The organism is Streptomyces sp. GSL17-111 (genome assembly GCF_037911585.1).
Classification (GTDB): Bacteria; Actinomycetota; Actinomycetes; order Streptomycetales; family Streptomycetaceae; genus Streptomyces.
The window spans coordinates 5,209,257-5,224,393 of sequence record NZ_JBAJNS010000001.1 but is presented as its reverse complement, the minus strand read 5'-3'; the positions used below and the strand labels follow the sequence as shown (position 1 = coordinate 5,224,393).

Below are 15,137 nucleotides of genomic sequence, written 5' to 3'. Positions count from 1 at the left end.
CCGTCAGGTGGCGACCGCGGAGCGTTCTTTGGACTCCTGGACCCGCCGCGTCAGCCCGGTCAGCACGTTGCCGGGGCCGATCTCGCGCAACCGCGGGTCGGGGAGGTCGAGGACGTACTCGACCGTCTCGCTCCAGCGCACCGGCTCGGTGAGCTGCCGGCACAGCACGTCGGCGACCCCGGCGTCGCCGTAGGGACGGGCGGTGGTGTTCGCGATGACGGGGATCCTGAGCCGTCCGAAGACGTAGCGGCCCAGGAACGCGGCGAAGCGGTCGGCGACGGGCCGCATGTGACGCGAGTGGAAGGCGCCGCTCACCTTCAGCGGGACGACCGTGGTCGCGTGGGCCGCGAGGGCGCGGGACGCCCTCCGGACGTCCTCCGGGCGGCCGGAGACGACGATCTGGTCCGGGGCGTTGAGGTTGGCGACGTCCACCTCGCCGCCGTCCGCCTCGATCACGGACCGGACCGTGTGCTCGTCGGCTCCGATGACGGCGGCCATGGCACCGGGTCCCGCCTCGGCCATGAGGGCCGCGCGTTCGGCGACGATCTCCAGCCCGGTGCGGAAGTCGTAGGCCCCCGCGGCGAAGAGGGCCGCGTACTCGCCGAGGCTGTGTCCGGCCACCACGTCGGGGATCACCCCCGTGGTGCGGACCGCGTCCACGTAGGCCAGGGCGTCGACGACGTAGACGGCGCACTGGGTGTAGCGGGTGTCGGCCAGCCGCTCGGCGGGACCCTCGAGGCAGAGGTCGGCGATGGAGTAGCCGAGTGCGGAGTCGGCCTGGCGCACCAGGTTGGGGTACGCCGCGAGCAGCTCCCGGCCCATTCCGAGCCGCTGCGAACCCTGACCGGCGAAGAGATGGACTGTGGTCACCAGCTGCTCCGGTTTCGTGTCTCGGAGGCCAGGGCCCCCAGCCGGTCGGACAGGATGCGGGCCGCGCCGCGCATCAGCATCTCGCCGAGCTCGTCGACGTGGCGGTCGCGCCAGTGCTCCCACGCGGTGCCGCGCAGGTGGGCGTTGAGGGCTCCCAGCGCGGGACCGCAGTTGATCTGGTAGTCGACCTGGTGCTCGGCGGAACCGCTCATCGCCAGCCGGATCGACTGGACGAAGTACGCCTTGAACACCAGCAGCATCTTGTGCTTGGGGTCGCGTTCGGCGAGCTCCAGGGCCGCGGGGTTGGCCTTCTCGTAGTAGGCGCGGGTCTCGTCCCAGACCTCGTCGAAGCTGCGCCGGAAGTAGCGGCGTTGCAACTGCTCCGCCGTGCGCTCGTCGAGTTCCTCCAGGCTCCCGTGACGTTGGTAGAGCTCGTAGAGCCGGTTGGCCCGGGCCGGGTAGAACAGGCCGCGCCGCAGCACCTGGGCGCGCGCCCCCGTCTCCAGCATGTCCCCGGCGGGGACCACCGCCATGTCGTGGGCCTCGGCGGTCTGCAGCATCTCCTTGACCCGCTCGCTGGTGCCGCACTCCGCCGTGCACTGGTTGATGCTGCCCGTGAGCACGAAGTCGGCGCCGAGGACGAAGGCCGCGGCCACGGCCTCCGGGACGCCCAGTCCACCGGCCGCACCGACCCGTACCCGGGCCGCCTCGGGGAAGTCCCGGGCGACGCGCTCCCGTTGCCGGACGGTGTCGGGCAGCAGGACGACCAGCTGCCGCTGGTCCGTGTGGCCGCCCGAGTCCGCTTCGGCGCACACGTCGTCGGCCAGCGGGACCCGCTCGGCCAGCGCGGCCTCCTCCTCGGTGACGCGCCCCTCGGCCAGCAGGGCGTCCACCAGCGCACGCGGTGCCGGTTCCAGGAACCACTGGGCCACCTCGGGCCGGGAGATCTTGGCCAGCACGCGGTGGGGGGCCCGCACCGAGCCGTCCCGGGCCCGGCGCAGACCGCTGAGCCGGTAGTGCACCAGCGCCGGTGTCGGCCGGATGAACGAGGCCGCCTCCACCCGGCGCACGCCGTGCCGGAGGAAGAGCCGGACCTGCTCCTCCTCCTTGGCCGGGTTCTCGTGGCTGGCCAGCAGGTTGAGCCCGTAGGGCCGTTCGCCCAGTTCGCGGGCGAACCGCTCGATCGCCGAGACGATCTGCTCGGGCCGCAGCCCGCCCGTCCCGAAGTAGGCGAGCAGGCCGGCGCGGCCCATCCGGACCACCATGTCCTCCGAGGCCACCGCCTTGTACATGGACCCCGCGACGTAGGCGTACCGCGCCCCGTGGTCCGCGCGGAAGGCGGAGCTGCCCAGAGCCTCCGGCGCGATCACGCCCGGCTCCGGGGGGTGCGGGTCGTTCGGTGCGACCAGTGCGGTCACCTCTGTCTCCCCTCGCCGCGCCGGCTCTGCTCCACGGTCGTTCGTCAGCGGCTCCCCGCCGACCCCCGCTGCTCGTAGCGGTCCAGGATCGCGGGCATCTCCCCGCTGACGAAGCGGAGGAACCGCTCCATGTTCGCCAGCCGCAGCAGCCGCTCCTCGGTCGCTCCCTCGGCCCGCAGCTCCTTCAGCCCGCGCTCCGTGATCCGGTGGAAGTCGGGGAACTCCGCGAAGATGCCCCGCACCTTGGGGCCCCAGCTGTTCTCCCGGAGGCGGATCGTGTAGTCCCCGTCCAGCGGACCCGAGCGCTCGAAGACGCTCACGGGGTCGTTCTCCGGGGTGAGCTGGTCGACGATCCGGTCGATGGCGGCGCGCGGCACGCCGAGGACCTTCTCGATCTCGGCGGGGCTCTGGACCGGCGGGTCGCAGATCATCATGTAACCGACGACCCGGCCGCGGTCGTGCGGCATGCCGTCGTTCTCGAAGTAGTACTGGGCGACCTTCTCGACGAAGGCCTTCTCGCCCTCGTCCAGGCGCGCCGATGAGGTGTCGGTGGTCATGCGGCTTCCCCTCGCTGCGGGTACGGGTCGTCAGGCGGAGACGCTGCGGCGGTGTTCCTCCCACCGCCGCGACATGTCGGCGAGATCGCCGACGATGTGTCCGAAGAGCTCCTCGATCTCGGCGACGCGCTGGCGCCGCTCCGCACCGGCGTCGGCCAGCACCTCCAGGCCGAACTGGAAGATCCGGTGGTACTCGGGCCAGCTGGCGAAGGTGTCGGAGACGGCCTTGGGGTACCCGTCGTCCACGAGGCGGTAGCGGGGCTCGCGGCCGGGCTCCTCGACGCGCTGGTAGAGCCCCGCCAGCGTCAGCTGCTCGATGAGCTGCTCGATGGCCTCGGGGGTGGCGTCCACCGCGGCGCAGATCTGGTCCAGGGTCTGCTCCGGCGGGTCGCTGATGATCATCCAGGCCATCACGCGCCCCTTCTCCCACGTCACGCCGTGCGCGGCGTGGTAGTGGTGGGCGACCTCGTCCACGAACGACCGCTCGGCGGCGGTGAGCGTGTCGTACCGCTTCTCCGTCCCGGTGCTGTTCTCCACTGCTTCCGCCCTTTCCGCTGCGTTGGACCGCGCCGCGTCCCGGGTCCCGGTGACGAACGGCTTGGACTCGGTCGCAAGCGTTCCTCAAGGGGCTGCGCGGGCGCCCCCGGAGGACCCCCAGCAGCGACCCCAGTCCGTCGCGGGTCCGCCGTGCGAACGCGCTGGTGGCGGCCTCGAAGGGGACTTTCGGAGGGCTCGATTCCGGGGGTGCGGCGGTCGGTGCGACGACGGCTCGGCGGGCCGCCGCCCGGGTCACGCGGGGGTGCGCTCCCCCACCCGCAGCCCGCGATCGGCCAGCACCCGGGGCAGTTCGGCCCGCCTGCTGATCCCGAGCTTGGCGTAGGCCTGGCTGAGGTGCCACTCCACCGTCTTGACCGTGACGAAGAGGGCCTGGGAGATCTCCCGGTTGCTCATCCCCTCCGCCGCCTTCAGGGCGACCCGCTCCTCGGCCGGGGTGAGCGAGGCCGGGGAGTGCAGCGTGCCTCCGGCCAGCCGGTCGCCCGCCAGGCGCAGTTCGGCCCGCGCGGCGTTCTCCAGGGCGGAGGCACCGCTGGCGCGGGCCAGTTCCAGTGCGTGCTGGAGCTGCTTCCGTGCGGCGCTGCGGTTCCCGTCGCGCCGCAGGGCCGAGCCGAGTGCGAGCAGCGTCCGGCCGCGGTCCGGCAGGTACGGCAGCGGCTCGATGATGTGGTGGGCCTCCTCCAGCCAGCGCAGGCCCTCCGGGCCGCCGAGGCGTTCGCCGTAGGTGCGCAGGGCCACCGCGAGGGGCCGGGCCGCACCGAACGCGCGGGCGTGCTCGACCTCCTCCCAGGCGAGTCTGCGGGCCGTGCCGGGGTCGGAGGTGAGCGCCACCGCGTGCACGGCGTCGGGCAGCACCGCGCAGACGGCGGCCGGGTACCGCCAGCCCTCCCTGCGGGACTGTTCACGGCAGGCGCACAACTCGGCGAGGCCCGCCTCGGGCTCCCCGAGGCGGATGCGCAACCGGGCCCTGGCCAGGCGCAGCGGGACGAAGTGGGCCGCCTCGGGGAGGCGGTGCGCGAGGTCGAAGCGCTCCAGCAGTTCCCGGGCCTCTTCCGGCCGCTGTGTGTCCACCAGGCAGTGGACGAGGGCCGCCGCGGCGAGCGGGACGCCCATCGTGGTCAGCCGGCGGGCGTCGTGATCGCCGAGCACACCGCGCGCCAACGCCTCGGCCTCCGCCGTCCGACCCGCGTCGAGCAGGACCCCGGCGCGCAGCCCGGCCGCCGTCGCCTCGGCCAGGAGCCAGCCGGCCTCCGACGCCTGGACCACCAGGTCGGCGAGGATCCTGTCGGCGAGGTTCGGACGGTCGCACTGGGCCAGGGTCCAGGCCGCCACGGAGGCGTCCGTGATCTCGGTGTCGTGGGTCGGCAGCCGGAACGTGCGGCCGGCCGCCGACGCCAGCCGCCTGACGCGGTTCACCGGCAGCCCCCGGGCCATGGCCTCGAACGCGGCGTGCGCCGCGGGAAGGGGGCTCCGCCCGGTGGCGGTGCTCCTTCTCAGCCGCCCGGCTCCTCCGGCCAGACGGGAGGCCATCGAGGCCGCTGACGACCAGTGGGTGAGGACGGGCCCGCCCGGCTCCTCCTCGGTCAGCTGGCCGAAGACCCGGACGGCCTCCTCGGAACGGCCCACCGCCAGCAGGGCCAGGCCCATGTCCAGGCGTACCCGCAGGTCACGCTCGGCGTCCGGGGACCGGCCCAGTGCCTGCCTCAGGTGGACGAGCGCCTCCGGGTCACGCGAGCGCAGCTGTGCCGACCCGAGGGCCCCCAGCAGGCGCGGTCGGTCCTTGGGGGACACCGGCTCCGCCAGGGCCCGGCGCAGGTAGCGCACGGCGTGCTCCGGGCGACCGCCGCGCATCTCCTCCTGCGCCGCCAGCACGAGCACGTCCGCGGCCCAGCTCGCGGCGCCCGGCTCGGCCCGGCACAGGTGAGCGGCGACCGTGGTGCTGTCGGCCCCCGCGGCGTACAGGCAGTGGGCCGCCCTGCCGTGGGCGGCGCTGCGGGCGTGGGCGGGTGTCTCGGCGAACAGGATCCGCCCCAACTCCGGCCGCTGGAAGCCGTAGGGCAACCCGGGGCCGAGAACGCCGACGTCCCGCAGCGCGGCGGCCTGCGCCGCCGCCTCCGCCTCACCGAGTTCCGCCACGGCCGCGCAGTGCCGGGGCCGGGCGTCGGCTCCGAGGACCGCCACGGCGGTGGCCAGCGCCGTCGCCTCGTGCGGCAGCCGGCTCAGCTGGCGCAGGAGACGGCGGGCGACCCTGGCCGGGGTCAGGAGGGGAACCTGTTCGGCGGCGGACTCCACCGGGGCCAGTCCGTGGCGGTGCAGCTCCTTGAGCAACTCCTCCAGATGGAGGGGGTTTCCGCCGGTCGTGGCCAGGCACGCCGCCGAGAAGCCGGCGTGGGGCTCACGTCCGAGGTGCTCGGCTATCCTGCGGCGGACCGCTTCGGGGCTCAGCGGCGCGAGGACCGCGTGGGAGGCCGACGGCAGCACGGAGGCGGACGTGATGAGGTCCCGGGTGTCGGCCGGGCCCGACTGCCCGCAGCTCAGGACGAGCAGGATGCCACTGCCCTCCAGGCGGTTCGCCACGTAGTTCACGAACCGCAGGGACTCGACGTCCGAGCAGTCGGCGTCGTCGATGAGCAGGAGGAGCGGACGCTCCCGGGCGAGGTTCCTGCACAACCAGTACAAGCCGTGCAGGGCGGAGTAGAGGTGCTCGTCGCACGACGCCGTGTCCTCCAGGCGCGGGTTGCGCGTGTAGTCGAAGAGGTCGCCGGCCAGGACCGCCGGACCGACCAGCGCGCCGTCCAGCACCTCCGAGGGCCCGACGCCCGGGCGGCGTTCGAAGAGCTGCCGCACCACGCCCCAGCGGAACCGCTGTTCCAGCACGTTGCCCCGGGCCTGGAACACCTGGAAGCCCCGGTTGACCGCGTCGGCGCGGACGGAGGTCAGCAGACTGGTCTTCCCGAGGCCGTCGCCGCCCTCGAAGATCACCATCGCCCCGTCCCCGGAGCCCACCCGCCGCAGGGCGGCGTCCGACAGCGAGACCTCGTCGTCGCGTTCGAGCAGAGAACATACCTGTCCCATCGCGCATCCCTTCGCACAGAACCGAAATGAATCTGACGGACGGGAACGAGGGAGCTACGTGGGACGCACCCGCTCCTGGGGTCGGAGGGCGGCGTGGACGTACGAACTGAACAGCGAAGACGTCATCTTCGGTTCCCCCGAGTACGCGGTGAGGTCGGCACCTGTATGTGTTCGGAAACTAACACGGCGGCGCGAGGGCGACTATGCCTGCGACATGACGGCGGCCGGCGGGCGGCGCTCGTCGGCCTGCCGCGGTCACACACAGCACGACGCCTCCCGGAGGACCGAAGTCCTCCGGGAGGCGGGTGTGTGCGACGTCAGGCGGGCCGGAGGTTCACCGGCAGCTTGTCGAATCCGACCATCTGCGGCGGCACGGCCCAGACGATGTCGCCGTCGCGGTCCACGGTGATCTCCTTGAACCGGTCGAACAGGACGTTCAGCACCAGCCTGGTCTCCAGCCGACCGAGCGCGTTGCCGATGCAGTGGTGGGTCCCGAAGCCGAACCCGAAGTGCCGTCCCTCGCTGCGCCGGTGCACGTCGAAGGCCTCGGGCTCGGGGAACTGGCGCTCGTCGCGGTTGGCGGAGCAGAAGCTCGCAGCGACGTGCTGGTTGGCCGGGATGGTCACCCCCGCCAGCTCCACCTCCCGGGTGGAGGCCCGCAACCCCGTGGTGATCGGCGGGCGGTGTCGCAGCACCTCCTCGACGGCCTGGGGGATCAGCGCGCGGTCCGCGCGAACGGCCTGACAGGCCTCGGGGTTGAGGTCCAGCAGGTCGATCGAGTTGGCGATGGTCATGGTGGTGCTGATGTGGCCGCCGGCGAACATCACGTTCGCGAAGTTCACGGTCTCGTCCTCGGTGAGCCGCTCGCCGTCGAGCTCGGCGTTGGCCAGCCGGGTGAGCATGTCGTCCCGGGAGGCGCCCTTGCGTTCCCGGACGCGCTCACGGAGGTAGGCGATGGCCTCCTGCTGAAGCTCCCCGAGCGCCTCCAGGTAGCCCTCCTGGGCCATCTCCTCAGGGGTGACGTTCATGACCTTGCGCGCCCAGTCGTAGAACAGCACCCGGTCCTCGGCGGGCAGTCCGAGGATCTCCAGAATCACGGCGATCGGAATGGTGTAGGCGAGGTCGGCCACCAGGTCCGCCTGGTCCCGGCCCATCATCTCGTCCACGATCTCGTTCGTGATGCGGATGATCTGCGGTTCGTAGGCGGCGATCGAGCCGGGCGTGAACGCGGTGCTCAGGATCTGCCGCACCCGTGTGTGGCGCGGCGGGTCCATCTGCGGGAGGCTCTCCAGCCCGGACTCGGGGAAGCCCATGCGGTGCATCTCGGACGAGTAGGTGCCCGGGTTGGTCAGGACGTGCCGGGCGTCGGCGTAGCGATACACCACCCACCAGCCGGTCTGCGCATCCCTGTGCACCGGATGCTCGTCCCGCATCAGTCGGTACCAGTCGTAAATGGCGGGGTCGTTCACGTTCGGCTGCGGAGGTACATCGTGTTCGGCGTCGGACACCCCATCACCCTTCTCACCCGGCGGGTCGGCCAGGGCAGCATCACGGGCCCCGGACCCGTAACGCACCGGGGAACGCCCCAGCACCGACCCCAGCAGGCGGGGCCGGTGCCCGGGGCGACACGGATCAGGCGTTGACGTCCCGGCGGTTGAACCGGAACAGGCCCAGCCCGACGAACACGGCCGAGGCGACCACGAGGACGGCCGCGTCCGCCCACTGGAAGCCGTGCCGCAGCGGCTCTCCCCCGATGTAGTAGTGGAACGGGGTGATCCAGGCAAGCCAGTCGGCGTCGAGCTGACCGGCGAAGGTGCTGGCCGTGTAGGCCAGGACGCCGACGGCGGCGCTGACGGCGAGCACGACGTTCCGCTTGCCCGTCGCCGCGCCCACGCCCAGGGCGAGGGCGCCGAAGAAGACGGCGAGCAGCGCCAGGTTCAGGCACTGCGCCAGGAACTCCAGCGGCGTGACGCTCGTCAGCTCCGCACTGCTGCGGACGGTCAGCAGTCCGAGCCAGACCAGCACGGCGATGCCCAGGGCGCCGACGGTCAGCGCCCAGAAGCGCTGCGCCGCCAGACTCGTCCGCGTCACCGGATGGGCCAGCAGGAGGTCGAGCTGCCCGCTCTCCTCGTCACTGGCGACGGCGCGGGAGCCCGCCATGATGCCGTAGACCATGGCCAGCAGGGGCAGGATGACGCCGAAGACGCTCGCGTGCAGGTAACCCGCGGCGGTCGCGTCGATGTTGAGGCTCTCGCGGAGGGCCTCCGGAAGGTTGGCGGTGTTCTCCTTCTGGGACGGGTAGGTGCTGGCGTACACGACGCCGACCAGGGCGATGCCGACGGCCCAGCCGATGAGGCCGCGGCGGCTGTCGGAGAGGGACTTGGCGAAGACGGCGGAGCTCACGTGGGTCCTTTCGAGGGTTCCGGGCGGCGGGCGACGGTCAGGACCGACTCGCCGACGTCGCCTGCGGGGCGGCTTCCGCGCCGTCGTAGTACGAGTGGAAGAGCTCCTCCAGGGCGGGCTCGGTCGCCCGCAGGCTGAGGACCGTGTGGGCGGCGAGCGCCTTGACCAGCGCGTCCGGGCTGCCCGCCACCTGGCCCGTCAGGACCGTCCGCGTCTCGTCCAGCCGCAGCCGGTCGGCCCCCGGCACGCCCTCGAACGCGCCCGGGGGTACGGCCGCGTCGAAGGTGACCTCGATGTCCCTGACCGTTCCCGAGCGCAGGTTGGCCACCGCGTCGAGGGCCACCAGGCGCCCGTCGCGGATGATGCCCACGCGGTCGGCGACGGCCTCCACCTCGCTCATGATGTGGCTCGACATGAAGACGGTCTGCCCGGCGGCCGCGGCCTCGGCCACCATGTCCAGGAAGGTCTGCTGCACGAGCGGGTCGAGACCGGCGCTCGGCTCGTCGAGGATCAGCAACTCCGGCTCGTGCATGAACGCCTGCACGAGACCGACCTTCTGGCGGTTGCCCTTGGACAGGCTCTTGATCCGGGCCGTCTGGTCGAGCCCCAGCCGGTCGGCCAGCGCGTCGATCGCGGTCTGCGGGACACCGCCGCGCAACGCGGCGAGGAACCGCAGGTAGGCCCGGACCGACTGGCGACCGTCGCAGACGAAGTCACCGGGGAGGTACCCGACCCGGCGGCGCAGGGCCACACCGTCCGCACAGGGGTCCAGCCCCAGCACCCTCGCCTCACCCGACGTCGGCTTGATCAGGTCGAGGAGCAGCCGGATGGTCGTGGACTTGCCCGCGCCGTTGGGCCCGAGGTAGCCGAACACCTCGCCCCGCCTCACCTCCAGCGTCAGCCCGGTGAGGCCACGGCGCGCACCGTACGCCTTGGTGAGCTCTCGGAGCTCCATCACATTGTCCATGGCGACAGAGTAACAGTGTTCAGAGATTTTTGAAGCCTCTGATTTCTGTTCGGATTCGTTATGCTGGTGCCAGTTGCCGAGGAGGAATCGCGTGGACGAGATGGATGAGAAGGACGCACAGCTCCGTGAAGCGGCCGAGCGGCTCGCCCTGACGCTCTCCGAGAGCGGCATGCAGAAGGCCACGGCCCGGGTCATGACCGCGCTCCTCTTCAGCCGACACGAGACCATGACCGCGGCCGACCTGTGCAAGGAGCTCCAGATCAGCACCGGCGCGGTCTCCGGCGCCGTCAAGCAATTGATCCCCACCGGCATCGTCGAACGCGCACCGGCCCCCGGAAGCCGCCGCGACCACTACCGCTTCCGCGAGCACGCCTGGGCCACTTTGATGGGCAAGCAGAACGCCCTGCTGGACAGCATGTGGGACGCGGCCTCCGAGGGCCTCAAGGTGGTGGGCAAGGACAGCGCCCCCGGCCGCCGCCTGGACGAGATGCAGCACTTCTACGGCTTCATGCAGCGGGAGATGGCCGCCCTCATCGACAAGTGGCTGGAACAGTACGAGGCAGGCCAGGACTGACCACGACCGTCACGCCCACCTCACCGCGGTGAGGTGGGCGTGACGGTTTCCGAGGGTCTCAGGCGCCCATCATGTGCACGCCGCCGTCGACGTGCACGATCTCGCCGGTCGTCTTGGGGAACCAGTCCGACAGCAGGGCGACGACGCCGCGCGCGGCCGGCTCCGGGTCCGTGAGGTCCCAGGTGAGCGGGGCGCGGGAGTTCCACACGTCGGCCAGCTCCTCGAAGCCCGGGATGGACTTGGCGGCCATCGACTTGATGGGTCCGGCCGAGACGAGGTTGCAGCGGATGTCCTTCTCGCCCAGGTCGCGGGCGAGGTAGCGGGAGGTCGACTCCAGCGCGGCCTTGGCCACACCCATCCAGTCGTACTTCGGCCAGGCCACCTGGGCGTCGAAGTCCATGCCGACGACCGAGCCGCCGCGCTGCTCCAGCAGCGGCAGCAGGGCCATCGTCAGCGACTTCAGGGAGTACGCCGAGACCTCGACGGCCGTGGCGACGGACTCCCAGCCGGTGTGCAGGAAGTTCCCGCCGAGGGCGTCCTGGGGGGCGAACCCGATGGAGTGCACGACGCCGTCCAGTCCGACGCCCTCCCCGAGGTGCTCGGTGACGCGGGCGGCGAGGGAGTCCAGGTGCTCCTGGTTCTGGACGTCCAGCTCGATGACGGGCGCCTCCTTGGGCAGCCGCCGGGCGATCCGCTGCACCAGGGTCAGCCTGCCGAACCCGGTGAGGACGACCTCGGCACCCTCCTCCTGGGCGAGCCTCGCGACGTGGAAGGCGATCGACGCGTCCGTCAGCACCCCGGTGACCAGGATGCGCTTGCCGGCAAGCAGTCCACTCATATCGTTCAGTGCCCCATGCCCAATCCGCCGTCAACGGGAATGACGGCTCCGGTGATGTACGCGGCCTCGTCCGAGGCCAGGAAGCGCACGGTCGCGGCGACCTCGTCGGGCTGCGCGTAGCGGCCCAGCGGCACCTGATCGGTGATCGCGGCGCGCTGCTCGTCGCTCAGGACGCGGGTCATGTCGGTGTCGACGAACCCGGGCGCGACGACGTTGCAGGTGATGCCGCGCGAGCCGAGCTCCCGGGCGAGGGAGCGCGCGAAGCCGACCAGACCGGCCTTGGAGGCCGCGTAGTTGGCCTGTCCGGCCGAACCGAGCAGCCCCACGACGGAGGAGATCAGGACGATCCGGCCGGTGCGGGCGCGCAGCATGCCGCGCGCGGCGCGCTTGACGACGCGGAAGGTGCCCGTGAGGTTCGTGTCGAGTACGGCCGCGAAGTCGTCCTCGGACATGCGCAGGAGGAGCTGGTCGCGGGTGACGCCGGCGTTGGCCACCAGCACCTCGACCCGGCCCTGCTTCTCCTCGACCTCCTTGTAGGCCTGCTCCACCTGCTCGGGGTCGGTGATGTCGCACTTGACCGCGAGGAATCCGGCCGGCGGCTCGCCCGATCGGTAGGTGATGGCGACCTGGTCACCGGCGTCCGCGAGTGCGCGGGCGATGGCGAGGCCGATGCCGCGGTTTCCTCCGGTGACGAGAACCGAGCGGCTCAAGGGACCACCCTCCCAATCTGTCGAGCTGTGCGTCTTGTCCGTCGTGTGGTCAGGCCCGGTCGTGCCGGTCAGGCCGTGCACCATGCAAACTATCGGTCCCGCCGACGCGGTACGGACTCGGGCGCCCACAGGGCCCCCGGCACACCCCTGTGGACTTCCTACAGAACCGGCGCCCCGCCCCGCCGGTGGCCCGGAACCGGGTGGGAAACGCGGCGGGGGCAGGGCATGATCGGCGTGCGACCTCGGGAGGACTGCTGTGCCACGATCGATCGACGAGACCTTCGCGGCGTTGCCGCTGCGACAGCTGGCGGACGCCGCCCTGGCCCGGGCCAGGGCGCTCGGCGCCGACCACGCCGACTTCCGGTGCGAGCGGGTGCGCAGCGCCGACTGGCGGCTGCGGGACGCCCGGCTCTCGGGCTCCTCGGACACCACGGACGCGGGATACGCGGTGCGGGTGGTGCACGGCGGGGCGTGGGGCTTCGCCGCCGGTGTGGACATGACGATGGAGGCGGCCGCGCGGGTGGCCGCCCAGGCGGTGTCGATGGCCAAGCTGTCGGCGCAGGTGATCCGGGCGGCCGGCTCGGGCGAGTGGGTGGAGCTGGCGGAGGAGCCGGGGCACGGCGAACGGACGTGGATCTCCGCCTACGACGTGAACCCCTTCGACGTCCCGGACGAGGAGAAGACGGGGCTGCTGCGCGAGTGGAGCGAGCGGCTGCTGGCCGCCGAGGGCGTGGCGCATGTGGACGCCGCGCTGCTCGCGGTGCAGGAGAACAAGTTCTACGCCGACACGGCGGGCACGACGACGACTCAGCAGCGGGTACGGGTGCATCCGCAGCTGACGGCGGTGGCGGTGGCGGAGTCCGGCGAGTTCGACTCGATGCGCACCGTCGCTCCGCCGGTGGGGCGCGGCTGGGAGTACCTGACGGGCACCGGCTGGGACTGGAACGCGGAGCTGGCCGTGCTGCCGGGGCTGCTCGCGGAGAAGATGGCCGCGCCGAGCGTCGAGGCGGGCGCCTACGACCTGGTGGTGGACCCGACGAACCTGTGGCTGACGATCCACGAGTCGGTGGGGCACGCGACGGAGCTGGACCGGGCGCTGGGCTACGAGGCCGCCTACGCGGGCACGTCGTTCGCCACCTTCGACCAGCTCGGCACCCTGCGGTACGGCTCGCCCGCCATGAACGTCACCGGTGACCGCACGGCCGAGCACGGGCTCGCCACGATCGGGTACGACGACGAGGGTGTGGAGACGCAGTCCTGGGACCTCGTCCGGGACGGGGTGCTCGTCGGCTACCAGCTCGACCGGCGCATCGCGAAGCTGACGGGGCTGGGGCGCTCGAACGGCTGCGCCTTCGCCGACTCCCCCGCGCACGTCCCCGTGCAGCGCATGGCGAACGTCTCGCTGCGGCCGGCGCCGGACGGGCCGTCCACCGAGGAGCTGATCGCCGGGGTGGAGCGGGGCGTCTACGTCGTCGGGGACCGGTCGTGGTCGATCGACATGCAGCGCTACAACTTCCAGTTCACGGGACAGCGGTTCTTCCGCATCGAGAACGGCCGGCTCGCCGGGCAGTTGCGGGACGTGGCCTACCAGGCCACCACGACGGACTTCTGGGGCTCGATGGAGGCGGTCGGCGGGCCGCAGACGTACCTGCTCGCGGGGGCGTTCAACTGCGGCAAGGCCCAGCCGGGCCAGGTCGCCGCCGTGTCGCACGGTTGCCCGTCCGCGCTCTTCCGCGGCGTCAACATCCTCAACACCACCCAGGAGGCCGGCCGATGAGCAAGCCCACCGCACCGCACGAGATCGTCGAGCGCGCCCTGGCCTTGTCGCGGACCGACGGCTGCGTGGTCATCGCCGAGGAGGAGTCGTCGGCGAACCTCCGCTGGGCCGGGAACGCGCTGACGACCAACGGCGTCACGCGCGGCCGCAGCGTCACCGTCGTCGCGACGGCCGACGGCGGGCGGGGCACGGCGTCGGGTGTCGTCTCGCGGGCGGGGGTGACGGAGGCCGACCTGGAGCCGCTGGTGCGGGCGGCGGAGGAGGCAGCGCGCACGGCGGGGCCGGCCGAGGACGCGCAGCCGCTGGTCTCCGGCGTCGCGGCGTCGGCGGACTTCACCGCTCCGGCGGCCGAGACCTCCGCGGAGGTGTTCGGGCGGTTCGCCCCGGCGCTCGGCGAGTGCTTCGCGGCGGCCCGCGCGGGCGGCCGGAAGCTGTACGGCTTCGCCCACCACGGTGTCGTCTCCACCTACCTCGGCAGCTCCACCGGACTGCGGCTGCGGCACGACCAGCCCACCGGAACGCTGGAGCTGAACGCCAAGACCGACGAGCACAGCGCCTGGACCGGGCGGGCGACCCGGGACTTCGGGGACGTCGACCCGGCCGAGCTGGACGCGGAGCTGACGCGGCGGCTGGCCTGGTCGCGGCGCCGGGTGGAGCTGCCCGCCGGGCGCTACGAGACGCTGCTGCCACCGACGGCCGTGGCCGACCTGATGATCTACCAGCTGTGGTCCTCCGGGGCGCGCGACGCCGCCGAGGGCCGGAGCGTGTTCAGCACGCCGGGCGGCGGTACGCGCATCGGCGAGAAGCTGGCCGCGCTGCCGCTCACCCTGCGCAGCGACCCGCACCACCCGGGGCTGGAGGCGGCGCCGTTCGTCGTCAGCCACGCCTCGGGGGACGACGCGTCCGTCTTCGACAACGGGCTGCCGCTCACGGCCACCGACTGGTTGCGTGAGGGCAGGCTGAGCCGCCTCCTCACCACACGGCACTCCGCCGAGCTGACCGGGCTGCCGCTGACACCGCCGGTGGACAACCTCATCCTGGACGGCGGCGGTGAGCGTTCCCTGGAGGAGATGGTCGCCGCCTCCGGCCACGACGGGCCCGCGCTGCTGCTGACCTGCCTGTGGTACATCCGCGAGGTCGATCCGGCGACGCTGCTGCTCACCGGGCTCACCCGGGACGGCGTCTACCTGGTGGAGGGCGGCGAGGTGACGGCGGCGGTGAACAACTTCCGGTTCAACGAGTCGCCGGTGAGCCTGCTGGGCCGCGCCACCGAGGCGGGGCGCACCGAGCGCACCCTGCCGCGCGAGTGGTCGGACTACTTCACCCGGGCGGCGATGCCGGCCCTGCGCGTGCCGGACTTCAACATGAGCTCGGTGAGCCAGGGGGTGTGACC

At 72.3% G+C, this 15,137-nt stretch carries 13 protein-coding genes; 3 read left to right on the top strand and 10 right to left on the bottom strand.

Annotated features, from left to right (window positions below):
* Positions 1-3 precede the first annotated feature (3 nt).
* The 8 genes from fabD to V6D49_RS23200 form a co-directional block, all read right to left on the bottom strand.
* Positions 4-870: an ACP S-malonyltransferase gene (gene fabD, locus V6D49_RS23235; protein ID WP_340562557.1), complete on the bottom strand. Its 867-nt coding sequence runs from the start codon at positions 868-870 to the stop codon at positions 4-6.
* The gene (locus tag V6D49_RS23230; RefSeq protein WP_340562555.1) at positions 867-2,288 is read right to left on the bottom strand and encodes a PfaD family polyunsaturated fatty acid/polyketide biosynthesis protein; all 1,422 of its coding nucleotides are present in this window, start codon (positions 2,286-2,288) and stop codon (positions 867-869) included. The genes fabD and V6D49_RS23230 overlap by 4 nt, the downstream gene beginning before the upstream one ends.
* A gap of 44 nt (positions 2,289-2,332) precedes the next feature.
* The gene (locus tag V6D49_RS23225) at positions 2,333-2,845 is read right to left on the bottom strand and encodes a hypothetical protein (protein ID WP_340562553.1); all 513 of its coding nucleotides are present in this window, start codon (positions 2,843-2,845) and stop codon (positions 2,333-2,335) included.
* Between the two features lie 30 nt (positions 2,846-2,875).
* Entirely contained in the window at positions 2,876-3,382 is a 507-nt protein-coding gene (locus V6D49_RS23220; protein WP_340562552.1) for a hypothetical protein, read from the bottom strand.
* Positions 3,383-3,634: 252 nt separating this feature from the next.
* Positions 3,635-6,475, bottom strand: a complete 2,841-nt coding sequence (locus tag V6D49_RS23215) for a LuxR C-terminal-related transcriptional regulator (protein WP_340562550.1) — start codon at positions 6,473-6,475, stop codon at positions 3,635-3,637.
* Between the two features lie 317 nt (positions 6,476-6,792).
* On the bottom strand, positions 6,793-7,983 hold the full coding sequence (locus V6D49_RS23210; protein WP_340562547.1) for a cytochrome P450: 1,191 nt from the start codon (positions 7,981-7,983) through the stop codon (positions 6,793-6,795).
* Positions 7,984-8,107: 124 nt separating this feature from the next.
* Entirely contained in the window at positions 8,108-8,878 is a 771-nt protein-coding gene (locus tag V6D49_RS23205) for an ABC transporter permease subunit (RefSeq protein ID WP_340562545.1), read from the bottom strand.
* Between the two features lie 37 nt (positions 8,879-8,915).
* Positions 8,916-9,845, bottom strand: a complete 930-nt coding sequence (locus tag V6D49_RS23200; RefSeq protein WP_340562543.1) for an ABC transporter ATP-binding protein — start codon at positions 9,843-9,845, stop codon at positions 8,916-8,918.
* 100 nt (positions 9,846-9,945) lie between these two features.
* On the opposite strand from V6D49_RS23200, the gene V6D49_RS23195 reads away from it, so the two are divergent.
* On the top strand, positions 9,946-10,419 hold the full coding sequence (locus tag V6D49_RS23195) for a GbsR/MarR family transcriptional regulator (RefSeq protein ID WP_340564240.1): 474 nt from the start codon (positions 9,946-9,948) through the stop codon (positions 10,417-10,419).
* Positions 10,420-10,477: 58 nt separating this feature from the next.
* On the opposite strand, the gene fabI is transcribed toward V6D49_RS23195, so the two are convergent.
* A complete protein-coding gene (gene fabI, locus V6D49_RS23190) occupies positions 10,478-11,257 on the bottom strand; it encodes an enoyl-ACP reductase FabI (RefSeq protein WP_340562542.1) in 780 nt (259 codons plus the stop codon).
* A 5-nt stretch (positions 11,258-11,262) separates the two neighbouring features.
* The gene (fabG, locus tag V6D49_RS23185) at positions 11,263-11,967 is read right to left on the bottom strand and encodes a 3-oxoacyl-[acyl-carrier-protein] reductase (RefSeq protein ID WP_340562540.1); all 705 of its coding nucleotides are present in this window, start codon (positions 11,965-11,967) and stop codon (positions 11,263-11,265) included.
* A gap of 256 nt (positions 11,968-12,223) precedes the next feature.
* On the opposite strand from fabG, the gene V6D49_RS23180 reads away from it, so the two are divergent.
* Positions 12,224-13,744, top strand: a complete 1,521-nt coding sequence (locus V6D49_RS23180; RefSeq protein WP_340562539.1) for a TldD/PmbA family protein — start codon at positions 12,224-12,226, stop codon at positions 13,742-13,744.
* On the top strand, positions 13,741-15,135 hold the full coding sequence (locus V6D49_RS23175; RefSeq protein ID WP_340562537.1) for a metallopeptidase TldD-related protein: 1,395 nt from the start codon (positions 13,741-13,743) through the stop codon (positions 15,133-15,135). Before V6D49_RS23180 ends, V6D49_RS23175 begins: the two co-directional genes overlap by 4 nt.
* Positions 15,136-15,137: the final 2 nt, after the last annotated feature.